This window comes from Gordonia sp. AC31 (assembly GCF_031844505.1).
GTDB classification, from domain to species: Bacteria; Actinomycetota; Actinomycetes; order Mycobacteriales; family Mycobacteriaceae; genus Gordonia; species Gordonia hongkongensis.
In genome coordinates this window covers 136,806-157,186 of sequence record NZ_JAUZVK010000002.1, presented here as the reverse complement: position 1 = coordinate 157,186, position 20,381 = coordinate 136,806, and the positions used below count along the sequence as shown (strand labels likewise).

The following is a 20,381-nucleotide window of genomic DNA, read 5'->3' as shown; positions in this document are numbered from 1 at the left end:
GGGATCCGCCCAGTAGAGCAACAAGTCCAGGAGGACAATCAAGTGGCGAAGGCGAAGTTCGAGCGGACCAAGCCGCACGTGAACATCGGCACCATCGGTCACGTCGACCACGGCAAGACCACGCTGACCGCGGCCATCACCAAGGTGCTGCACGACAAGTACCCGGAACTCAACAAGAGCTTCGCGTTCGATCAGATCGACAAGGCTCCCGAGGAAAAAGCTCGCGGTATCACGATCAACATCTCGCACGTCGAGTACGAGACCGATAAGCGTCACTACGCCCACGTCGACGCCCCCGGTCACGCCGACTACATCAAGAACATGATCACCGGTGCTGCCCAGATGGACGGCGCGATCCTCGTGGTCGCCGCCACCGACGGCCCGATGCCGCAGACCCGCGAGCACGTGCTGCTGGCCCGCCAGGTCGGTGTGCCCTACATCCTGGTCGCCCTGAACAAGGCCGACATGGTCGACGACGACGAGATCATCGAGCTCGTCGAGATGGAGGTCCGCGAACTGCTGGCCGCCCAGGAGTTCGACGAGGAAGCCCCGGTCGTCAAGGTCTCGGCGCTCAAGGCCCTCGAGGGTGACCCCGAGTGGACCAAGTCGGTCGAAGAGCTCATGGCTGCCGTCGACGAGTCGATCCCGGACCCGGTCCGCGAGACCGAGAAGCCGTTCCTCATGCCCGTCGAGGACGTTTTCACCATCACCGGCCGCGGCACCGTGGTCACCGGTCGTGTGGAGCGCGGCGAGGTCAACGTGAACGAGGAAGTCGAGATCGTCGGCATCCGCGAGAAGAGCACCAAGACCACCGTCACCGGTATCGAGATGTTCCACAAGCTCCTCGATTCCGCACAGGCAGGCGACAACGCCGGTCTGCTGCTCCGCGGCCTCAAGCGTGAGGACGTCGAGCGCGGTCAGGTCATCGTGAAGCCGGGCACCACGACCCCGCACACCGAGTTCGAGGGCCAGGCGTACATCCTGTCCAAGGACGAGGGCGGCCGTCACACCCCGTTCTTCAACAACTACCGTCCGCAGTTCTACTTCCGTACCACGGACGTGACCGGCGTCGTGACCCTCCCCGAGGGCACCGAGATGGTCATGCCGGGCGACAACACCGAGATGAGCGTCAAGCTCATCCAGCCGGTCGCCATGGACGAGGGCCTGCGTTTCGCCATCCGCGAGGGTGGCCGCACCGTCGGTGCGGGTCGAGTCACCAAGATCACCAAGTGATCTCGTTCTGACTCACTGACTCACTGACTCACTGAGTCGAAGGCGCCCGGTCACGAAAGTGGCCGGGCGCCTTTGTCGTTGATCCTGCCGAGGGTCAGACGCCCCAGCCGTAGATCATGTCCATCAGTCCCGTCCCGGCACCACCCAGTTTCGGATTGCTGGTGAGGACGAAGTAGGTGTTGGGCTGGCCGGCATCGACCACGCCGATCGATTGGTCCGCCATGTCCTCGGTGGCGGGCAGCTGACGTTTCAGGACACGAAACAGATCGGGCAGACCGCCGGTGTACTTGACGACGCGGAAGTGCCGGGGGATCTTCGATTTGGTCTTGTTGAGCCTCAAGACGACGTCGGTCTTCGTCCAGTTGTCCAGATGCGTCTCCGGGTTGGGGATCGCCCTCAGGTCGGCCAGCGTGGTGGGATTCACCTGCGCCAGATGAATGTGCAGCTGGTTTTGCGAGCGCGCCGTGGCGGAGTTCACCCCTATCGCAATCGGTCGAGTGGGATTCTTGGCGACCAATTTGCCCGCCTGCAGCCACGCCGCGCTCCACAGGTTCAACTCGGAACCGTTGTACAGATAGGGGCATTCGATGCCCCTGATCCGGTTGGTGGGTAGGAGCAGGAAGTCATCGTTGTGACCTTTGTGGTCACCACCTCGACGGATTGCTTAGTACTTCACGTACTTCGGGTTCGGCTGGTACTGGGGACCCGGCTGAATGACGTCGATGTTGTCGCCGATCTGACCGGGCTTGGTGCCCTTCACCTTTCCCCAGAGAAGCAGGGACTTATCGGTGGCGGGATCGTCGGTGCTCTGGCCGCAGAGTTTTTGGGTCGGCGTCGGTGGTGCGGCCGAGGCGACCCCGCCTCCACTCAGGGCGGAGCTCGCGACGATGGCGGCGGTGACGGCCATCGTCGAGAGGAGCCGGGTGAACCGATGCGAGCGGGTGTCGTCCATGGGGAACCTCTCGGTGGTGAGCCTCGGCGTGCTCATCTGAGCGCAGAGTGTGCCACCGAGACTCTCCGGGTCGTGCCGAAACCGCAGATCAGGCAACTTTGACCCGGGAAAGTGCGGCGAACTACTCGTATCCGGCGCCGACTGCGAACGGTGGCGCTTCCATGTCGTTCCAAGGTGGGACGCCTCGGCCTTCGAACTTCCGTCGCCGCAGGTCCGCGCATAGAGTTCGCGCATGACCATGTTCGGAGAGTCGGGGACCGGGCCACGTGTTCCTGCCCATGTGTGGAGTGCCGTGGGCACTTTCGCGTTTGTCATGCTGTGCGGGATCGTCGGTCCGATCTTCCTCGTCGCCTACTTCGTGATCGATGCACCCGACACGGAGTGGATGCTGTGGACCGGGATCGGCATCACCGTGCTGGATATCGTTCTCGGCGTTGCCATCGCGTGGTTCAACTATCGGGGTGGCGCCAAGCTGGAACGCCTGCGCGCCGCCGGAGTGTTCGGCATCGCCGAGATCACCTCGATCGGTCAGACGAATGTCGAGATCAACGACCAGCCGCTGATGAAGCTCGGGCTCCGGATCCACGCCGAGGGACTCGCTCCGTTCGAGGTGTCGACGAGGAAGGTCGTGCCGCATTACCAGCAGCCGCTGCTTCACGCCCGTCGGTTGGCCGTGATGGTCGATCCCGAGTCCCAGGACTTCGAGATCGACTGGCAGGCAACCGCTTTGCTCGCCGGTTCGGTGCCGGCCAGGTTCACCTCCGAAGAGGACGGCCGGACCTACGATCTCACCGGTCAGGCGGAACCGTTGGGGGAGATCCTGCAGATCCTGGGGCGTCACGGGGTGGCGGGCAGTGGCGTGATCGATCTGCGGTCCAATCCCGCGGCCCGAGCGGAGGTCATGGAGGTCGTGCGCGGCTGGGCGGGAGTCCGGGCGGATTCGGCGAGCTCGTCTCGGATGGACCCCCCGTCGTTCACCAAGGCCGGTGGCGGGTCGGGCCGGGGTGGTGACCCGGGCCGTTCGCCGGCCGAACGGCTCGCGTCGCTGGACGAACTGCGCCGCACCGGCGCGGTCACCGAGGAGGAGTACGCGCGGGCGCGTCAGCGCATCGTCGACGATCTCTGACGCTGCGTGGATCGTCTGTAACAAAATGAATCCTCTGCCACATACGCCACTTGATTCACTCTAGTCACTCTGGTCACCACTCGATATCGATGTCGATGCCCTAGGGTCACAGCCGTGGCATTGCTGATGGTCGTCGAATTACAGTTCGTCGGTGCAGCTTTCACTACGGCCGCGTCGGCTTGCCCGCCGACGTCGAGCCCTCGCGTTCGCCCTCGCGCTCCTCGCGGTGGTCGGCGTGGTCACCATCGGGTCGGGTAACGCATCCGCGTCGGCCGCGTTCGGCAGGTTCCATGTGTCCGGCTGCGGCATGCCGAGCACCCCGGTCGACACCTGGACTCGGTGGGGCAACAGCAAAACCGTCATCGCTCTCGACGGTCTTCGCGCGACCGGTGACATCAGTGGCTGGCGTCGCGACACGCGTGTCCACCGCATCGCCGACTCCGGCGTCAACGTGATCCAACCGGTCGGAGGTCTCGCGAGCTTCTACACCGATTGGGAAGCGGCGAGCCCGGCCAACAAGGTCGGATACCGCTATCGGTGGACGTGCCGACTCGACACCATCGTGCGCGAACTCGACGCGCGCGGACTCGCAGTCGGCCCGCTGGGCAAATACGCGATCATGGGCATCTCCATGGGCGGTAACGCTGCGATGGTCTACGGGGCGTACCACCGCAAGCGCATCTCGCACGTCTTCTCGATGTCCGGCTACCTGAACCTGTCCGCGCCCACGATGCGAGAGGCTGTTCGGCTCGCGTTGATCGACGCCGGTGTCGGGGCGGGGGTCGGTCCGTTCAGCGCGGACGCCATGTGGGGACCGCCCTGGAGTGACCGGTGGACGCGCAACGATGCACTCGTCCAGCTGCCGCGGATGCGGGGGATGAAGATCCGCATCGGGTCCGGTTCGGCGACGTGGGGTCCGCACAACGCCGACGCCGTGGCCTCGGTCAAGGGCACACCGCTGGAGGTGGTGTCGCTCGCGCAGACCCGGTCGTTCGAAGTCGCGGCCGCTTTGCAGGGCATCCCGGTCACGACGGACTTTCCGTCCGTCGGGACACACGCCTGGGGGTACTGGGAGGACATGGTGTGGCGCGCCAAGAACAGCGGCTGGTTCCGCGACCGGTGACGACGACCGGTGAGGTGCGGTCTGCGCGGACGGCCGGGTGGAGTGTGACGGCGCCCGCACGGCCGACGTTCGTAAGCTGACGGTCATGCGTGTTCTGCGTCGAAGCGGCGACCCCGACCTCGCGGTCCGGATCGCGGGGGAGGCCGACCGGGGCGTACCGGTCGTCCTCGTGCACGGGATGGCATCGGACCATTCGACCTGGCGCCGGCTCGCGACGGCACTCCGCGCCCGCGGGCGTGCGGTGATCAGCGTGGACCTCCGTGGACACGGGCGGAGCGGCCGGGCCCGTGAGGTCTACCGGCTCGACGACTTCCGCGACGACCTGGCCTATGTCCTCGACACCCTCGGGATCGCGGTCGCCGACGTGGTCGGCCATTCGCTCGGTGCCCACACCGCGCTGCGATTGGCCATGCGTGAGCCGACGAGGATCCGACGCCTGGTGCTCGAAGAGGTGCCGCCGATGCCCCGCGACGAGGCCGATCTGTCCGAGGGCATCGCCATGCGCGCCACCCTGGGCGAGCAGATTCGTGGGCTGATCGCGCTCGCGCGCAACCCCTTTCCGGTCATCCGCTACGACGGCCGGATGGGCGACCAGATCGTCGCCGAATTCGACGTCTGCGCGCCGCACTGGTGGTCGGAGCTGCCGGATGTGCAGGCCACCGCCATGGTCATCTCCGGTGGCGAGAAGAGCTTCCTGCCGCCGCGCCACCTGCGGACCCTCAGCGACGCCCTGCCGAACTCGCGGTTCGTCACCATCGAGGCGGGGCACAGCGTTCACCGCGACCGCGCCGAGGAGTTCGTCACCCACGTCGACGGGTTCCTCGGGCACTGACCCTTCGTGACGGCCCTCCGCAGGCTCCGGGCCTCCTCAGGGAGCGGAAGCGGCCGCCGCCCTCCGCAAGCTTCGGGCGCTCCTAAGGAAGCGAAGCGCTATCAGGCGGGCTTGTTGTGCAGCGGTCGCGGGTCGATCCCGACCTTGCGCCATGCGTCGTAGGCCCAGGGGACGTAGAGGTACTTGAGCGGCAGGCGGTTGATCAACGGGTTGGCAGCCCGCATGAGGGCGGCGAACCGTTGGAAGTTCTTCTCGCGCCTGTCGTTCCACTCGAGGTCGCACACGTCACGCATCTGCTGGGGCAGCGTTCCGACGACAACGGTGCGGATGAAGGCGTTCAACGGAAGCGACAGGATCTTCCACACGGGCGCGGGGATCTTCTTGGGGCGGGGGAGCCCCTGCCGGATGTAACCGGTGGCGTAGACGATCGTCTTGTGCGGCACGAACCGGTCGAGCATGTCTTCCCAATACTGGACGAACTCCTCGTAGGTCTGCGGCTGCCCGCGATCGCTCACCCCGTAGAGCTGATACCAGACCTTGCTCTCCTCGAAAATCTGGACCTTCTCGGCGTAACTCAGGCGTCGGATGAAGGTGTCGGTGATGTAGAGGACCTGGTCGACGAACGTCGCGTGCGCCCAGTAGAACAACTCCGGATTGAGTGCGTGGTACCGCGATCCGTCGCTGATGGTGCCCTTGATGTCGCGGTGGAAGTCGCGCACCGTGCGCCCCCACTTCTCCGGCTCGGTGCTGTACACGGTCCGCATGACCGGGGGGCCGGTCCGCTTGGCCCGGCCGAGGAAGTCGCTGAAGATGACCGAGTGGTCGAGCACGGCCTGGCCGAGTTGTTCGATGCAGTTCTCGGTGCCGGCCAGACGCTGGAAGCCCAGCAGTCCGCGGTTGTCGCCGTAGAACTTCCACACGAGCGAGTCGGCGCCCAGACGTGGCGAGGCGACCTCGCCCGCGGTGTCCGGAGTGTCGTCGACGATCATCGGCTCTGCCTCGCGGATACCGGCGTCGAATCCCTGGTTGACTGACATGGCGGCGAGAATATCGCACTTGGAACAAATTTGGAAGGTTGTTCCAACGACGCGGGGTGATCTGTATGCGGAGAGGGAGGACGGACGATGCGGGGCAGGCAACCGGACTGGGCGCTTCCCGACGTCGAGGAGGTCCTCGCTTCCGCTGTCGCGGTGCGCCTGCCGATGCGTACGAGATTCCGCGGCCTGACCACGCGCGAGACGATGGTCTTCGCGGGGCCGGCGGGTTGGGGGGAGTTCGGTCCGTTCGTCGAGTACGACGACCCGGAGGCGGCCTCGTGGCTGCGGGCCGGCATCGAGGCCGCCTGGGTCGGCCCTCCCGCCGCGGTCCGCGACACCGTCCCGGTCAACGCGACCGTGCCCGCCATCCCCGCCGACGAGGTCGACGCATTGCTGCAGCGATACCCCGGCGCGGGAACCGCGAAGGTCAAGGTCGCCGAACCGGGGCAGACCCTCGACGACGACGTCGCCCGGGTCGCGGCGACGCGGGAGCTCATCGGCAGGGTGCGCATCGATGCGAACGGCGGCTGGACCGTCGACGAGGCCATCGCCGCCCTGCGCGCCATCGGTGAGGTCGAGTATGCCGAACAGCCCTGTCGCACAGTCGAAGAACTGGCGGCCGTGCGTCGGGCGGTCGAGGTGCCGATCGCTGCCGACGAATCCATCAGGAAGGCCGAGGACCCCTACCGTGTCGTCGCGGCCGACGCTGCTGACGTGGCGGTGGTCAAGGTCGCGCCGCTCGGCGGCATGCGCGCAACCCTCCAGCTCGCTGAGAACCTGGGACTCGACATCGTGGTCTCGAGTGCCCTCGACAGCGCGATCGGGATGGCCGCCGGCGTGGCTGCCGCGGCCGCGCTACCGCGCCTGGAGCTTGCGTGCGGGCTGGGCACCGGGTCGTTGCTCGCCGCGGATGTCGCCGCGTCCTTCCAGATGGTCGACGGCTCGGTGGGAACGCGATGGTTCGGCACCGACGCCTCGGTCGACGTGCGCGGACTCGCGGTCGAAGAAGAGCGTCAGCATTGGTGGCGCGAGCGTCTGCGGCGGTGTCACCGCCTGCTGACGATGGACGGGTCGCCCACGGGTCGCGGGCGAGGATAGGAACGCATTCTCCGATCTGTCTCAACGTGGTCTATCATGCGATGTGGGTCACATGCCGACCGTCCGTACCCGGGGCGGCCGTTGCGGGAGGGAGACGATCATGGCCTCGGTTCTGGCGACAGTGCCGGCAGCAGTCGATTCGGTCGGCGTCCCGTCTCCCGACCGCGACGGAACCCCGTTGCACGTCGGCCGGGGTCGCGGTGCCCGCGGACACCGGACCGCCGGGCTGTATTTTGACCAGATGGAGATCACGGAGATCAGACATCGCCGGCTGCACGAAGACCACTGGTCGGCACCCGAGGACTCGCTGCCCGCCACCCGTCGGCGGCGATGACCGTGGCAGGCACCGGAACCAAGGCCGACAGCGGGGATCGGACCTCGACGCGTAAGGTCCGCAACACCGCCAGCCCGGCCGACCAGGAAGCCGCGATCCTCGCGGCTGCCGGGGCGGAGTTCGCCGAGGTCGGTGTCCGCCGCGCGAACATCGACGAGGTCGCCGCGCGGGCTGGAGTGAGCCGCAGCACCTTGTACCGGCGCTTTCCGAACAAGGATGCGCTGCTCTACGCGGTGGCCAACGACGCCTACGAGACGGGCATGCAGAAACTCGAGGCCTCGGTGAAGGGGCTCGGACCCAAGGCCGCGCTGGTGGAGGCGTTCGCCGTCGGCGCCGAGTGGGTCAACTCCAATCCGCTGCTGAGCCGGATCGTCCTCACCGACTCCGAGATCAAGAGCGTCACGGCGACGATGACGTCGTTGTTCATCGACATGGTCACCGACCGGGTCGCGGCCACACTCCGCGACGAGGGTGCGCAGATGCCCGTCGAGGATCTGCTGGAAGCCGTCGAGATCCATGTGCGACTGGTGATCTCACTGCTGGAGACGCCGCCGTCGGACCCTGCTCGCAACGAACCCCAGCGCGTTCGGGATTTCGCCGCCAAGTTCCTCTCACCGATGATCTGGTGAAACCCCACCGGAGATGACGGGCCACGCCGGCCCCGTTCCTCTCGTCTGAAGTCCGCATCCACCGAAGGAGATCCAATGAGTCTGCGTGACAAGCTGTCCCGCACACCCGACCACGACGCGATCCGCGCCGCGCTACGGGACAAGGTCGTGGTCATCACCGGCGGCGCGCGTGGCATCGGATTCGAGACCGCGACCCAGCTGTCCGAGGCGGGGGCCAGGGTCGCGATCGGTGATGTGGATTCCGAGGCGGTGGGCAAGGCCGCCGCCGACCTCGGTTGCGAGGGCATCGAGGTGGACGTGACCAAACGCGAGTCCTTCGATGCGTTCCTGACCGAGGTCGAAAACCGGCTCGGACCGATCGACGTGCTCGTGAACAACGCCGGGATCATGCCGGTCGGACCGTTCCTCTCCTACGACGACACGATCATCCGCCGGACCTACGAGATCGACGTCCTGGGCGTGATCATCGGATGCCAGGAGGCGGCCCGCCGGATGGCGCCCCGCAGGACCGGCCACATCGTGAACATCGCATCGACGGCCGGGCGCATACCGACCCCCGGCCTCACCATCTACAACGGCGCCAAGGCAGCCGTCATCGAGTTCTCCGAGGCGCTGGGCGCCGAGCTGGAGCCGAAGGGCGTCGCCGTCAGCGCGGTACTCCCCACGTTCACGCGAACCGCCCTGATCTCCGGCCTGCAGACCAACAAGTTCATCCAGACCGTCGAGCCCGGCGAGGTGGCGTCGATCGTCGTGCAGACGATCGCGCGGCCGGTGGTCCGCGTCTACGCGCCCCGGTCGATGCGGTGGGCGGAGTCGGGCGCGTTGTTCCCGCAGGCGATGAAGCGGTGGTCGCGCCGGTTGACCAAGCTGGACTCGATCTTCCTGAGCCCCGACCAGCAGGCGCGCGCGGCATATTCCAGCCGGATCCGCGGTGAGAAGGTCGACACCCGGGCGCCGGGCGACAGTCTGACGCAGCCCCAGGAGAGCACGCCCCTGTCGTCGTGAAGAGGGACGGCATGGGTGCTCGGTCGGGGGTGCGGGAGGTGTCCGCCGACCGGGCGGCGAGGCGCGAGCTGCGCGAGGCACTGGACGATCTGCACGCCCTCGAGGTCGAGGCCGGACTCCGTCGGCGCCTGTCGCGGCTCCGGTGGGTCGTCGCGGTGGTGGTCCTCGTCGTCGCGCTCGTGCTCGCGGGGGTGGCGGTGACCGCGTGGCAGCGAGACCGTGAGCGGTACTCCGATGCCGAACTCCAGTCCGCGGCGGCCGACCGGGTTGCGGTGCTCATCGCCCCGGACAGCCGAGACGATCGGCGCGCCCAGCGCATCCTGGCCGGCGCCACCGGCGCCTTCTACGACGAGTTCGCCCAATCCGCCGACAGTTACACCGAATTCATCCGGGCCAACGGCACCGTCGCGCAGTCCTCTGTCGACGGCACGGGGATCTCCGTCCGGACCGGCGACACCGCCACGGTCCTCATTGCGGCCACCGTCGTCTTCACCGGTGGGGCGGCGCCGGCCGAGACCGGCGACCAGGCGCGCAGATTCCGGTTGCGGGTGCTCATCACACCGGCCGACGACACGCTGAAACTGAGTGCGGTGCAGTACCTTCCATGACGCCACCGACTCACACCCCGGGCGTCGAGCCGGTCCCGGGACGCGGAACGACCCGGCCCATCGGGGTGCGAGGTGCCGCCATCCGCCTCGCGATCGCGGCGGTTGTCCTGGTCGCGACGCTCGTCGTGGTGCTCGCCCTGTGGAACTCGCACCGTACCGGCTCCGACGTCGCGGAGAGCCGAGACCAGTTGCGAGCACAGGCGGGAACGATCGTCGCGGACGTCTTCTCGGTCGATGCGGACCGCTGGCAGCAGGACCGGACGCGGGCGCGGGAGCGGGTCGCCGACGAGTTCACCGACAGCTACGGGGCCCAGCTCGATCGGCCCCCGCCCGAGGGGACGTCGTCGGTGACCTGGCGCCCCGAGGTCGTCAGCATCGTCGCGGTCGACGCCGCGGAGGGGGAGGCGCTGCTGCGTGTCGTGGTGACAGTACGTCCGGCCGCGGGGCCGGCGACGACCGTTCAACGCACGGTCCTGGCCCGCTACGCGCGGTCGGACGACACATGGCTCCTCGCGGCGGCGGATGTGATCGGATGACCGTCCATCGGAATCTGCGGGTGCGACGATGACCGAGACCATCACCACGCGAATCGAACTCGCCCGCGCCCGGGTCGACGCGGCGACCCGACGGGCGCGCACCGCCCGGATCGTCGCCGCGCCGGCGCTCCGGGCGCGTGCGGCACGCCGGACACAGACGGTGCGCCGGACTCTCGTCGGAGCAGCGATCGCGGTGGTCGTCCTCGTTGGCGTCGCCGGCTTTCTTGCCTGGCAGATCCGCGGCCAGCAGGCGGCGACCGAGTTGCAGGACGACGTGCTCGCATCCGCCCGCGGCGCCGTCACCGTCATGCTGACCGCCGACCCGGCCGACCCCGAAGGCTACGTGACACGCGTGGCGGAGGTGAGCACCGGACCGCAGCTGAAACGGATCGACGCCGCCCGGGAGGCACTGATGACAGAGGTGGGCGGGAAACGGGGTTCGAGTGTCGGGCAAGTGATCTCGGCCGGGCTCGTCACCGATCCGTCGTCCGACGACATCGGTGGAAGCGTGGACGTGCTCGTCGTCGCCGACGCGACGAACCCGGCGCTCCTGGGCGGGTCGGGGGACGGTTCGGAGATCGACACCACCGGGGAGCGGATCACGGCGCTGATCACCATGACGCGCACCGACGGCGGCTGGAAGATCGCCGAGGCGAGGCGTCCATGACCACCGCTCACGACCGGGTCCTGCTACCGGCACGGCCGACCCGAACCCAACGCATCCGCATGCGGCTTCTCATCGCCGCATCGGCGGTATCCCTGGTGGTCGCGGCGATCGCGGGCGCCGCGACCCTGCGCCCCGATCCCGACCCGACCGAGGCGCAACGCAGCGAGATCCTCAGCGCGGCTGCGGCTGCCGTGAGTGCGCTTCTGACCTACTCGCCCGACGACCCCGCCGACCGGCGGCAGGCGACCGACGCGTTGCTGACCGACCCGCTACGCCTGGAGTACCGGAACCGCGGTACCGACGTCGTGGTTCCCGGCGTCCGTGCATCAGCGTTGTCGGTGACCGGCGAGGTCGTCGGTGCCGGACTGCAGGAGGGCGACTCGGAACGCGCCCGGGTGCTCGTCTTCGCCGACCAGCGGGTGACAGCCGGGTCCGGTTCACCGGCACCGGGTGCCGCGAGTCGTCCACCGGCCGAGACGACCTCTATCGCCCGGTGGGCACTTATGCGTAAGGTCGACGGGAATTGGCTGCTGTCCGACCTGCAACCGGTCGGCGACGTGACCCGTTGAGACACGAGATGCCCGGCCCCGGGCGGTCCGCGTGACCGCCGGCGCAGACGGGTGCTCGCGGGGTGGGATGACGAAAAGGGGACCAGAGATGAGTGCATCGAGCGCGGGTGTGGTGATCGTCGGAGCCGGACTCGGCGGAATCCGGGTCGCGGAGAACCTGCGGAACAACGGCTTCACCGATCCGATCACCCTCGTCGGAGCCGAAGCGCATCCACCGTACGACCGTCCGCCGCTGTCGAAGTCGGTGCTGCTGGGCAAGGACGACCGCGTCGATCTCAAACCCGCGGAGTTCTACGAGGACTCCGACATCACGCTGCGACTCGGTGAAGCGGTGACCGCGGTGTCACCGACGGACCGGACGATCACACTGGCCTCCGGCGCCACCGTCGCCTACGACACTCTCGTACTGGCGACCGGGCTCGATCCGCGGCCGTTTCCCGGTCTCGCAGAGAACGTCCGTGGCGCGCACGTGCTCCGCACCTACGACGACGCGGTGGCGCTGCGTCGCGAGATCGATTCCGCGAGCACCGCAGTCGTCATCGGCGCCGGCTTCATCGGATGCGAGGTGGCGGCCGGCCTCGCGGCCCGCGGACTGGCGGTCAGCCTCGTCGAACCGGCTCCGACGCCGCTCGCCGTGGCGCTGGGGGAGCGGATCGGCGCCCTGGTGTCGCGGTTGCACGTGGCCAACGGCATCGATCTGCGGACCGGGGTCGGGGTCGCGAAGATCGACGTGTCCGACGGGCGGGTCAGCGCGGTCGAACTCACCGACGGCACCACCCTGCCCGCCGACATCGTCGTCGTCGGTATCGGTTCGACCCCGGTGACCGGGTACCTGGACGGGTCGGGTATCGAGTTCGCCGCACGCGAGGTGGGGGGCGGAATCGCCTGTGATGCAACCGGACACACCAGCGCTGAGAGCGTCTACGCCCTCGGTGACGTGGCGAACTGGCTCGACGAGGACGGGCGGCCGAAACGCGTCGAGCACTGGAACCACACGGTCGAGCAGGCCTCGGTCGTCGCGCACCAGATCACCGGTGGCGACGCGGTCACCGCGTCGGTCGCCTATTTCTGGAGCGACCAGTTCGACGTCAAGATCCAGGTACTCGGCTCCCCGCGCGCCGATGACGAGGTCCACGTCGTCGACGACGACGGGAAGAAGTTCGTTGCCTACTACAGCCGGGACGGCGTGCTCACCGGGGTGGTGGGCGCCGGCAAGGTGGGTGCCGTGATGAAGACCCGGCCGAAGCTGCAGACCCCCACTCCCGTGGCGGATCTGCTGTAGTGACGCAGTGACGGATACGCCCACCGCTACGCGGGTGCGCGACGCCGCGGCCGAGGTGGCCGACCCGCAGCTCGCGCTCGGCCAGGCTGCGTTCTTCCAGGCCCGACCGGGGGGATACGGGGAGGGTGACGAATTCCTCGGAATCCGTGTACCGGTACAACGGAAGCTCGCGAAGGGGTTCCGCGGCATCGCGTCGGATCAGGTCGTCGACTTGCTCGACTCACCGATCCACGAGCATCGCCTGATCGCATTGTTCCTCCTGCGTGAGGAGTTCGAACGCGAGCTACGCCGCGGCGGCGACGGCAAGGGTTGGGTCGACCTCTACCTCGACGCCGTGCGCCGCGGCCGGGTGAACAACTGGGATCTCGTCGACTCGTCCGCCGATCCCGTCCTCGGCGAATACTGCTGGCGCAGCGGCGAACTCGATCTCGTCCTGCAACACGCGCGGGACGACGATCTGTGGCGGCGCCGGGTGGGGGTGATCGCGACCTTCGCCTTCATCAAGCACGGCGACCCGGCGGCACTGCTCGCGGTGGCGCCGCTCGTCCGCGACGACCGACGGGGTCTCATCCAGAAGGCATTCGGCTGGATGCTGCGGGAGGTCGGCAAACGAGTCGACGAGAGCGTCCTGCTCGGCTACCTGGACGACAACGCTGCCCGGATGGGCCGCACCGCACTGTCATACGCGCTCGAACACCGGACCCCGGAGGAGCGTGCCCACTACCGCGCCCTCCGGGATCTGTGACGACAGGGTCAGCCCTCGCGTGCGACCTTCGCAGCGGCCCAGATCATCGGGAACTGGAACGGCAACCGGGCCAGCGCGACGATCTTGTAGGGCAGCGGCCGGTCCCACCACAGCCGGACCATGTTGATGTTGGCGGGGTAGACGGCGAGGAACAGCAGCACCGACGCCGCGCCGGCGGCGCGTCGGGTCTTCGGAGCGAGAAGTGCCGCGCCCAAACCGATCTCGGCAACACCGGAAGCGTAGGTCAGCGTGCGGGGGTCGCCGGGGATCTCCTCCGGGATGATCTCGTCGAACGGTTTGGGTGCCACGAAGTGGAGCACTCCGATGCTGATGAGCATCGCGGCGAGGCCACGGGCGAGCTGGACGGGGTCGAGCCGGGAACCGCGGATGGTGCTCACGTCGTCGTTCTCCTTCGATGGACCGGTGACTGCACGAACTCGAACCACTCTCTCAGAATTCGACCTTCAGCGTGTCCGATGTCGGATGCGCCTGACAGCCGAGGATGTACCCGTCCTCGATGTCCTCGGGGTCGAGCGCGCCGGCGTTGTCCATGTCGACGCTGCCCTCGGTGAGAGTGCAGGCGCACGAACCGCACTCACCCTCCTGGCAGGAATACGGGGCATCGAGTCCGGCGGCGAGCATGATGTCGACGAGAGTTCGTGAGCGAGGCCAGGTCAGGGTGTGGGTCTCACCGTCGAGCTCCACCTCGACGGTGGCGGCACCCGCCTGCTCCTCCTCACTCACCTCGCCGAGTTCGACGTCGGCGAACGGGTCGCCGGACAGCGAGTTGTAGACCTCGGTGTGGACGTTGTGGTGCGGGAAGTTCGCGTCCGACAGACCCTTGTGGACGGCATCCATGAACGGGCCCGGTCCGCACATGTAGGCGACGTGCGACGTCGCGTAGGGCGCGAAAGCCGTTGCCAGAGCGGCCGCACTCGGCAGACCCTGGAGTGATTCGAGCCAGTGGACGAGGGTGAGCCGATTTGGGTGGGCGGCCAGGAGTTCTCGGAGTTCGGCGGCGAAGATCACGTCGGCGACGTCCCGGTTGGCATAGAAGAAGACGATCGGTGCGTCGCCCTTCTCGAGGGCCGCCTTGAGGATCGACATCACCGGCGTGACACCGCTGCCGGCCGCGATGAGCAGCAATGGGGTGTCATAGGACTTCGGGGTGAACACGCCCGATGGCGGCAGCACCTCGACCTGGGTGCCGGGGGAGAGGTTGTCGCACACCCAGTTGGATCCGTAGCCGTCGGCGGTGCGCTTCACGGTCACCTTGGGCTGCGGGTCGGTGAACGGCGACGACGCGAGGGAGTAGCAGCGCGCGACCGAACCAGTCTGCTCGCTCGGAATCCGTAGCGTGAGGAACTGCCCCGGTTTGTAATCGGTGAACGGCTTCGGCGAGGCCTCGGGTAGTTCGAAGGCGATGGACTTGGCCTCGGCCGTCTCGTCGATCACCTCGGACACCGTGAGGATCACGCTGCGTGAACCGTGAGGGGTCAGGTCAGACATGTGCGCAGTCTCCGCCGTCGAGGACCGGCACCCCGGCCCAAATTAGAACACGTTCTACTTCAGCCTAGCGCAACGACCGGTGTTCCCACGAGGGGCTTGCGGTCGATCACTTGCGGCCGTTGCCAGCGTAGTCACGCCAGGGCGGCCACGCCGTCGGCCACGGTGCGCGCGCCGGACTCGATGAGCGTCTCCAGGTCGGCATCGGGGTCGTCGAGCCATTTCTCGTACGCGGCGAGGGCGGCACCGAGGCACAGCCAGCCGATGGTCTGCGGCAGGTGATCGCGGACATCGACGCCCAGCCGGGTCGCGCAGAACTCGGCGATGACCTGACGCCAGTCGGCATAGACGATCATCGAATGTGCCTGCAGCGCAGGCACCCCGAGGAGGAGGGACATACGTCGGCGATGGTTGTCGAGTTCCTCGGCGGGCACCCGGTTGAACGAGACGAGGGCGTCGACGAGGGCCTGCGCCATCGGCGTCTCGGGCGGGATGCCGGCGAGGAGAGTGCGTAGTTCGAGGAGATGGTCGTCGAACTCGCCCCAGGGGATCTCGTTCTTCGACGAGTAATACCGGAACAGTGTGCGCCGGGCTATCCCGGCCGCCTCGGCGATGTCGTCGACGCTGGTGTCCTCGAAGCCCTGGGTGGTGAAGAGGCGGATCGCGAGTGCGCTGATCTGCGCACGCGACGTGATGGGGCGCCGGCCCGGCGGGGTACGTGCGGGCTCGTCACCGCGCATCTTCGTGGTCATCGGGACCTCAGCCTATGGGACCGGTGTCGTCCGGATCGACAGAACCGTCCACCTGGCCATTCGGGCAGTTCGCTCGCGAACGCTGGATTTCTGCACCGAGTGCCACTAGAGTCTGTCGTGATCCACATCACTAACCCACCAACCAGGAGGTATGGATCATGGCAGATCAGTCCGCTGCGACCAGTCACAGCTCGAACGACACCGAACTCCTCGCCGAGTCACTCGTCGAAGAGGTCTCGATCGACGGGATGTGCGGGGTCTACTGATGTCAGCCCCGACATCGAATCCGATCTCCGGCGACCGTTCCGCGGTCGCCGGGGTCCGGTTCGACACCCCAGCCGAGGCGCCCGGTTTCGACACGCTCGAGCCGTGGCGGCTCAATCCGAAGGTCGCTCTGCGGCCGGAACCGTTCGGCGCGCTGCTGTACCACTTCGGTACGCGCAAGCTGTCGTTCCTCAAGAACCTCACCGTCGTCGGCATCGTGCAATCACTCGCCGACCACGACTCGGCGGAGGCCGCCCTCCTCGCCGCCGGGATCTCGCCCGCCCAACGTCCCCTGTACCTGCAGGCGCTCACCGCCCTCGCCGACAGCGGCATGATCGTGCCCCGCTCCTGAGCGATCAGGCCCGACGTCCCGGCCCGGACGTCCCAGTCCCGAACCGACAGCCCCGAATGCAAGGACCTCAACGATGACGACCATCGAGATGCCGCCCACAGCAACCGAATTCGCGAGTGCACTCCGGGCGCCCGCACCGACCGCCGGCGAGGTGCCGAAGGTCGGCCGGCTCGTCGACCAGTTCGAGAAGGGTCTCGACGCGCCCATCTGCCTCACCTGGGAACTGACCTATGCGTGCAACCTCGCGTGCGTGCACTGCCTGTCGTCGTCGGGCAAACGCGATCCCCGCGAGCTGTCCACCGAACAGTGCAAGGCGATCATCGACGAGTTGCAGCGGATGCAGGTCTTCTACGTCAACATCGGCGGCGGCGAACCGACCGTTCGCCCGGACTTCTGGGAGCTCGTCGACTACGCCACCAGCCATCAGGTGGGGGTGAAGTTCTCCACCAACGGCCTGCGCATCGACAAGAAGGTGGCCGCGAGACTCGCGGCGTCGGATTATGTCGACGTCCAGATCTCGCTGGACGGGGCGACCGCGGAGGTCAACGACGCGGTCCGCGGTCCGGGTTCGTTCGACATGGCCGTCCGTGCGCTGGAGAACCTGGCAGAGGCGGGTTTCGCCGACGCCAAGATCAGCGTCGTCATGACGCGACAGAACGTCGCGCAACTCGACGAGTTCAAGGCGCTCGCCGACCGCTACAACGCCACGCTGCGCATCACCCGGTTGCGTCCCTCCGGCCGGGGCGCCGACGTGTGGGATGACCTGCATCCGTTGCCGCACCAGCAGCGCGAACTCTACGACTGGCTTGTCGCACACGGTGATCGAGTGCTGACGGGTGACTCGTTCTTCCATCTGTCGGCGTTCGGTTCCGATTCCGGCGGCGGCCTCCCCGGCCTCAATCTGTGTGGTGCGGGACGCGTGGTCTGCCTCATCGACCCGGTCGGTGACGTGTACGCGTGCCCGTTCGCGATCCACGAGAACTTCCTCGCCGGGAACATCCTGTCCGACGGCGGTTTCCAGGAGATCTGGCAGCGGTCGGACCTGTTCACCGAATTGCGCGAACCGCAGAACGCCGGCGCCTGCACGAAGTGTGCGCATTTCGACGCCTGCCGCGGCGGGTGCATGGCCGCGAAGTTCTTCACCGGCCTCCCGCTCGCCGGCCCGGACCCGGAGTGCGTGCAGGGTTACGGTGAGGAACTCCTCGCCGGCGACCGCACGAAACCGACCGCCAACAAGGACCATTCACGCGGCACGCCGCTGACCCTGATGACCCGGCGGCCCGACGGCGACCTGACCCCGGTGGCCTCGCGTCCCACCAAGTCCTGTGACGAGAACCCGCTCGCCGGGTTCACCCCCGCCGCGCGGTAGATCGCCCGCGGTACACCACGGGGCGCGCCGTCGTCGGAACCGGCGCCCCGTCTCCATGAGAGCCAACCGGTCTCCATGGATGGATCAATGAGTAGGAAGAACATGTCTGCCAACCCCTGGGCCCGAAATCCCTGGTTCGAGACCGTCACCGAGGCGCAGCGCCGGGCCAAGAAGCGGCTGCCCAAATCGGTGTACTCGTCGCTGGTCGCCGGTACGCAGGCCGGTGTCACCGTCGACGACAACGTCCGCGCGTTCTCCGAACTGGGCTGGGCGCCGCACGTCGTCGGTGTGCAGTCCGACCGCGAGATGACGACAACGGTGATGGGGCAAGAGATCTCGTTCCCGGTGATGATCTCGCCGACCGGCGTGCAGGCCGTCGACCCGGAGGGTGAAGTCGCCGTCGCCCGCGCCGCCGCGGCCCGCGGAACGGCGATGGGGCTGTCGAGCTTCGCCTCGCACGCGGTCGAGGAGGTCACCGCGGTCAATGACAAGGTGTTCTTCCAGATCTACTGGCTGGGCAGCCGCGAGGAGATCCTCGCGCGAGCCGAGCGCGCGAAGGCGGCCGGCGCGAAGGGGCTGATCGTCACGACCGACTGGGTCTTCAACGTCGGACGCGACTGGGGCAGCCCCGAGATCCCCGAGAAGGTCGACCTCAAGGCGCTTCTCCGTCTGGGGCCGGAGATCGCGGTCAAGCCGAGGTACGCACTCGATTGGGTCAAGGGCGGGAAGATCAACATCCCCGACCTGACCGCGCCGAACCTCACACCGCAGGGGGTGCCCGGGCCGACGTTCTTCGGGGCCTACGGGTCCTGGATGAACACGCCGCCGCCCACCTGGGAGGACCTGAAGTGGTTGCGCGAGCAGTGGGATGGCCCCTTCATGGTCAAGGGCATCACCCGTCTCGACGACGCGAAGCGGGCAGTGGACATCGGCGCGACGGCACTGTCGGTGTCCAACCACGGGGGCAACAATCTCGACGGCACGCCGGCGACGATCCGCCTCCTTCCCGACATCGCGGCCGCGGTGGGCAACGACATCGAGGTCCTGCTCGACGGCGGGATCCGTCGCGGCAGTGACGTCGCCAAAGCGCTCGCACTCGGTGCCCGCGCGGTCATGATCGGCCGTGCGTACCTCTGGGGTCTAGCCGCCAACGGCCAGGCCGGTGTCGAGAACGTGCTGGACCTCATGCGCATGGGACTCGACGGCGTGCTGATGGGTCTCGGCCACAAGAGCGTGCACGAGCTCTCGGCCGCCGACCTCGTCGTACCCGACGGCTTCACCCGCGCGTTCGGGCACGCCTGAACCGTTCGTCGGGCCCCGGCGAACACTGGGGAGCAGAACTAGAACGTGTTACAGTTCTGCCATGGGACAGTTCGACGGCAAGGTCGTCTACATCACCGGCATCGCCCGAGGTCAAGGTCGCAATCATGCGATCCGGTTCGCCCGTGAGGGGGCCGCGATCGTCGGCCTCGACATCGCGGGTCCGATCATCGACCACGCGACCTACCCCGCGGCCACGGCCGACGACCTCGCCGAGACGATTCGTCTCGTCGAGGGCGTCGGCGGCAAGATCCTTGCACGGCAGGGAGATACGCGCGATCTTGCTTTCCAGCAGCAGCTCGTGGCCGACGCCGTCGAGCAGTTCGGTCGGCTCGACCACGTCGTCGCCAACGCCGGGGTGCTGACCTGGGGCAAGGTCTGGGAGCTCAGCGAAGAGCAGTTCACCGACGTCGTCGACATCAACCTCGTCGGCGCGTGGAAGACGCTGAAGGCCACCATTCCGGCGATGCTCGAGGCGGGCAACGGGGGCTCGATCACCGTCATCAGTTCCGTCGCGGGGCTGAAGGCGATGCCGCTGCAGGCGTCGTACTCGGCGTCGAAGTACGGACTCGTCGGACTGACCCAGACGACCGCGAAAGAGCTCGGTCACCATCGCATCCGGGTGAACAGCGTGCACCCGTACGCGGTCGACACCCCGATGGGTGTGGCTGACACCGAGGCCCACCGGATCTTCGGAATCCCCTGGGTCAACCCGCATTTCACGTCGATCCTCGACTACCATCCGGTCGCCGCGCTCGACGAGATCTCCGACGCCGTCCTCTACCTCGCGTCCGACAGTGCCAAGGGGATCACCGCGGCCGAGTTCCAGATCGACATGGGGCATTCGAAGGTCTGACGCTGGCCGGCCGCGGAAGAACCCCCGCGTACGAGGCGAGTGGCCTCAGGGAGCAATGGGCGGATCACCACCGCTCCTGGAACCTCAGGGAGCAATGGGCGGATCACCACCGCTCCTGGAACCTCGTGGAGCAATGGGCGGATCAACCCCTCTGCTCCCTGAGGAGCGAGCTTGCGAGCATCACGA

At 67.5% G+C, this 20,381-nt stretch carries 25 protein-coding genes; 19 read left to right on the top strand and 6 right to left on the bottom strand.

Going from position 1 to position 20,381, the window contains the following annotated elements:
- Nucleotides 1–42: 42 nt before the first annotated feature.
- Nucleotides 43–1,233, top strand: a complete 1,191-nt coding sequence (tuf, locus tag Q9R39_RS03395) for an elongation factor Tu (RefSeq protein WP_058252377.1) — start codon at nt 43–45, stop codon at nt 1,231–1,233.
- 94 nt (nt 1,234–1,327) lie between these two features.
- Here the strand turns inward: tuf and Q9R39_RS03390 are convergent, their stop codons facing one another.
- Together Q9R39_RS03390 and Q9R39_RS03385 are read right to left on the bottom strand one after the other, a co-directional pair.
- Nucleotides 1,328–1,852 carry a CDP-diacylglycerol diphosphatase gene (locus Q9R39_RS03390; protein WP_323055852.1) on the bottom strand — a complete coding sequence of 175 codons (525 nt, stop codon included), beginning with the start codon at nt 1,850–1,852 and terminating at the stop codon, nt 1,328–1,330.
- A gap of 45 nt (nt 1,853–1,897) precedes the next feature.
- Nucleotides 1,898–2,221: a hypothetical protein gene (locus Q9R39_RS03385; protein WP_231742461.1), complete on the bottom strand. Its 324-nt coding sequence runs from the start codon at nt 2,219–2,221 to the stop codon at nt 1,898–1,900.
- Nucleotides 2,222–2,417: 196 nt separating this feature from the next.
- Between Q9R39_RS03385 and Q9R39_RS03380 the strand changes: the two genes are divergently transcribed.
- From Q9R39_RS03380 to Q9R39_RS03370, 3 genes are all read left to right on the top strand, one after another.
- Complete coding sequence (locus Q9R39_RS03380; RefSeq protein ID WP_231742459.1) at nt 2,418–3,311, top strand: SHOCT domain-containing protein; 894 nt, start codon at nt 2,418–2,420, stop codon at nt 3,309–3,311.
- A 226-nt stretch (nt 3,312–3,537) separates the two neighbouring features.
- A complete protein-coding gene (locus tag Q9R39_RS03375) occupies nt 3,538–4,434 on the top strand; it encodes an alpha/beta hydrolase (protein WP_374100833.1) in 897 nt (298 codons plus the stop codon).
- Nucleotides 4,435–4,519: 85 nt separating this feature from the next.
- Nucleotides 4,520–5,266: an alpha/beta fold hydrolase gene (locus Q9R39_RS03370; RefSeq protein ID WP_068970114.1), complete on the top strand. Its 747-nt coding sequence runs from the start codon at nt 4,520–4,522 to the stop codon at nt 5,264–5,266.
- Between the two features lie 101 nt (nt 5,267–5,367).
- On the opposite strand, the gene Q9R39_RS03365 is transcribed toward Q9R39_RS03370, so the two are convergent.
- A complete protein-coding gene (locus tag Q9R39_RS03365) occupies nt 5,368–6,303 on the bottom strand; it encodes an oxygenase MpaB family protein (RefSeq protein WP_078113126.1) in 936 nt (311 codons plus the stop codon).
- Between the two features lie 87 nt (nt 6,304–6,390).
- On the opposite strand from Q9R39_RS03365, the gene Q9R39_RS03360 reads away from it, so the two are divergent.
- From Q9R39_RS03360 to Q9R39_RS03315, 10 genes are all read left to right on the top strand, one after another.
- Entirely contained in the window at nt 6,391–7,401 is a 1,011-nt protein-coding gene (locus tag Q9R39_RS03360; protein WP_078113125.1) for an o-succinylbenzoate synthase, read from the top strand.
- 100 nt (nt 7,402–7,501) lie between these two features.
- Complete coding sequence (locus tag Q9R39_RS03355; RefSeq protein WP_078113124.1) at nt 7,502–7,735, top strand: hypothetical protein; 234 nt, start codon at nt 7,502–7,504, stop codon at nt 7,733–7,735.
- Complete coding sequence (locus Q9R39_RS03350; protein WP_311277101.1) at nt 7,732–8,364, top strand: TetR/AcrR family transcriptional regulator; 633 nt, start codon at nt 7,732–7,734, stop codon at nt 8,362–8,364. The genes Q9R39_RS03355 and Q9R39_RS03350 overlap by 4 nt, the downstream gene beginning before the upstream one ends.
- 75 nt (nt 8,365–8,439) lie before the next feature.
- Entirely contained in the window at nt 8,440–9,369 is a 930-nt protein-coding gene (locus Q9R39_RS03345) for an SDR family oxidoreductase (RefSeq protein WP_078113122.1), read from the top strand.
- 11 nt (nt 9,370–9,380) lie between these two features.
- Complete coding sequence (locus tag Q9R39_RS03340) at nt 9,381–9,977, top strand: hypothetical protein (RefSeq protein WP_078113121.1); 597 nt, start codon at nt 9,381–9,383, stop codon at nt 9,975–9,977.
- Nucleotides 9,974–10,513, top strand: coding sequence for a hypothetical protein (locus Q9R39_RS03335; RefSeq protein ID WP_078113120.1), 540 nt, complete (start codon nt 9,974–9,976; stop codon nt 10,511–10,513). The genes Q9R39_RS03340 and Q9R39_RS03335 overlap by 4 nt, the downstream gene beginning before the upstream one ends.
- A gap of 28 nt (nt 10,514–10,541) precedes the next feature.
- Nucleotides 10,542–11,180, top strand: a complete 639-nt coding sequence (locus tag Q9R39_RS03330; RefSeq protein ID WP_058252368.1) for a hypothetical protein — start codon at nt 10,542–10,544, stop codon at nt 11,178–11,180.
- Nucleotides 11,177–11,749, top strand: a complete 573-nt coding sequence (locus Q9R39_RS03325; protein ID WP_058252367.1) for a hypothetical protein — start codon at nt 11,177–11,179, stop codon at nt 11,747–11,749. Before Q9R39_RS03330 ends, Q9R39_RS03325 begins: the two co-directional genes overlap by 4 nt.
- Before the next feature lie 88 nt (nt 11,750–11,837).
- Nucleotides 11,838–13,031 (top strand): NAD(P)/FAD-dependent oxidoreductase, encoded by a 1,194-nt coding sequence (locus Q9R39_RS03320; protein ID WP_058252366.1) that lies wholly within the window; start codon nt 11,838–11,840, stop codon nt 13,029–13,031.
- 7 nt (nt 13,032–13,038) lie between these two features.
- Entirely contained in the window at nt 13,039–13,776 is a 738-nt protein-coding gene (locus Q9R39_RS03315; protein ID WP_058252365.1) for a DNA alkylation repair protein, read from the top strand.
- 8 nt (nt 13,777–13,784) lie between these two features.
- On the opposite strand, the gene Q9R39_RS03310 is transcribed toward Q9R39_RS03315, so the two are convergent.
- From Q9R39_RS03310 to mftR, 3 genes are all read right to left on the bottom strand, one after another.
- Nucleotides 13,785–14,174 (bottom strand): hypothetical protein, encoded by a 390-nt coding sequence (locus Q9R39_RS03310; RefSeq protein ID WP_058252436.1) that lies wholly within the window; start codon nt 14,172–14,174, stop codon nt 13,785–13,787.
- A gap of 52 nt (nt 14,175–14,226) precedes the next feature.
- Nucleotides 14,227–15,285, bottom strand: a complete 1,059-nt coding sequence (locus Q9R39_RS03305; protein WP_058252364.1) for a ferredoxin--NADP reductase — start codon at nt 15,283–15,285, stop codon at nt 14,227–14,229.
- A 131-nt stretch (nt 15,286–15,416) separates the two neighbouring features.
- The gene (gene mftR / locus Q9R39_RS03300; protein WP_058252363.1) at nt 15,417–16,034 is read right to left on the bottom strand and encodes a mycofactocin system transcriptional regulator; all 618 of its coding nucleotides are present in this window, start codon (nt 16,032–16,034) and stop codon (nt 15,417–15,419) included.
- 158 nt (nt 16,035–16,192) lie between these two features.
- Between mftR and mftA the strand changes: the two genes are divergently transcribed.
- From mftA to Q9R39_RS03275, 5 genes are all read left to right on the top strand, one after another.
- Entirely contained in the window at nt 16,193–16,300 is a 108-nt protein-coding gene (mftA, locus tag Q9R39_RS03295; protein ID WP_058252362.1) for a mycofactocin precursor MftA, read from the top strand.
- Entirely contained in the window at nt 16,300–16,650 is a 351-nt protein-coding gene (gene mftB, locus Q9R39_RS03290; protein WP_058252361.1) for a mycofactocin biosynthesis chaperone MftB, read from the top strand. Before mftA ends, mftB begins: the two co-directional genes overlap by 1 nt.
- A gap of 73 nt (nt 16,651–16,723) precedes the next feature.
- Complete coding sequence (gene mftC, locus Q9R39_RS03285) at nt 16,724–18,019, top strand: mycofactocin radical SAM maturase (RefSeq protein WP_058252360.1); 1,296 nt, start codon at nt 16,724–16,726, stop codon at nt 18,017–18,019.
- Between the two features lie 102 nt (nt 18,020–18,121).
- On the top strand, nt 18,122–19,321 hold the full coding sequence (gene mftD, locus Q9R39_RS03280; RefSeq protein ID WP_058252359.1) for a pre-mycofactocin synthase MftD: 1,200 nt from the start codon (nt 18,122–18,124) through the stop codon (nt 19,319–19,321).
- A gap of 61 nt (nt 19,322–19,382) precedes the next feature.
- On the top strand, nt 19,383–20,195 hold the full coding sequence (locus Q9R39_RS03275) for a mycofactocin-coupled SDR family oxidoreductase (protein ID WP_058252358.1): 813 nt from the start codon (nt 19,383–19,385) through the stop codon (nt 20,193–20,195).
- Nucleotides 20,196–20,381 lie beyond the last annotated feature (186 nt).

Coding starts and splice junctions, on each gene's coding strand:
- Q9R39_RS03385 (WP_231742461.1), bottom strand. CDS start 2,221: ATGAGCACGCCGAGGCTCACCACCGAGAGGTTCCCCATGGACGACACC.
- Q9R39_RS03380 (WP_231742459.1), top strand. CDS start 2,418: ATGACCATGTTCGGAGAGTCGGGGACCGGGCCACGTGTTCCTGCCCAT.
- Q9R39_RS03370 (WP_068970114.1), top strand. CDS start 4,520: ATGCGTGTTCTGCGTCGAAGCGGCGACCCCGACCTCGCGGTCCGGATC.
- Q9R39_RS03365 (WP_078113126.1), bottom strand. CDS start 6,303: ATGTCAGTCAACCAGGGATTCGACGCCGGTATCCGCGAGGCAGAGCCG.
- Q9R39_RS03360 (WP_078113125.1), top strand. CDS start 6,391: ATGCGGGGCAGGCAACCGGACTGGGCGCTTCCCGACGTCGAGGAGGTC.
- Q9R39_RS03355 (WP_078113124.1), top strand. CDS start 7,502: ATGGCCTCGGTTCTGGCGACAGTGCCGGCAGCAGTCGATTCGGTCGGC.
- Q9R39_RS03350 (WP_311277101.1), top strand. CDS start 7,732: ATGACCGTGGCAGGCACCGGAACCAAGGCCGACAGCGGGGATCGGACC.
- Q9R39_RS03345 (WP_078113122.1), top strand. CDS start 8,440: ATGAGTCTGCGTGACAAGCTGTCCCGCACACCCGACCACGACGCGATC.
- Q9R39_RS03340 (WP_078113121.1), top strand. CDS start 9,381: ATGGGTGCTCGGTCGGGGGTGCGGGAGGTGTCCGCCGACCGGGCGGCG.
- Q9R39_RS03335 (WP_078113120.1), top strand. CDS start 9,974: ATGACGCCACCGACTCACACCCCGGGCGTCGAGCCGGTCCCGGGACGC.
- Q9R39_RS03330 (WP_058252368.1), top strand. CDS start 10,542: ATGACCGAGACCATCACCACGCGAATCGAACTCGCCCGCGCCCGGGTC.
- Q9R39_RS03325 (WP_058252367.1), top strand. CDS start 11,177: ATGACCACCGCTCACGACCGGGTCCTGCTACCGGCACGGCCGACCCGA.
- Q9R39_RS03320 (WP_058252366.1), top strand. CDS start 11,838: ATGAGTGCATCGAGCGCGGGTGTGGTGATCGTCGGAGCCGGACTCGGC.
- Q9R39_RS03305 (WP_058252364.1), bottom strand. CDS start 15,285: ATGTCTGACCTGACCCCTCACGGTTCACGCAGCGTGATCCTCACGGTG.
- mftR (WP_058252363.1), bottom strand. CDS start 16,034: ATGACCACGAAGATGCGCGGTGACGAGCCCGCACGTACCCCGCCGGGC.
- mftA (WP_058252362.1), top strand. CDS start 16,193: ATGGCAGATCAGTCCGCTGCGACCAGTCACAGCTCGAACGACACCGAA.
- mftB (WP_058252361.1), top strand. CDS start 16,300: ATGTCAGCCCCGACATCGAATCCGATCTCCGGCGACCGTTCCGCGGTC.
- mftC (WP_058252360.1), top strand. CDS start 16,724: ATGACGACCATCGAGATGCCGCCCACAGCAACCGAATTCGCGAGTGCA.
- mftD (WP_058252359.1), top strand. CDS start 18,122: ATGTCTGCCAACCCCTGGGCCCGAAATCCCTGGTTCGAGACCGTCACC.
- Q9R39_RS03275 (WP_058252358.1), top strand. CDS start 19,383: ATGGGACAGTTCGACGGCAAGGTCGTCTACATCACCGGCATCGCCCGA.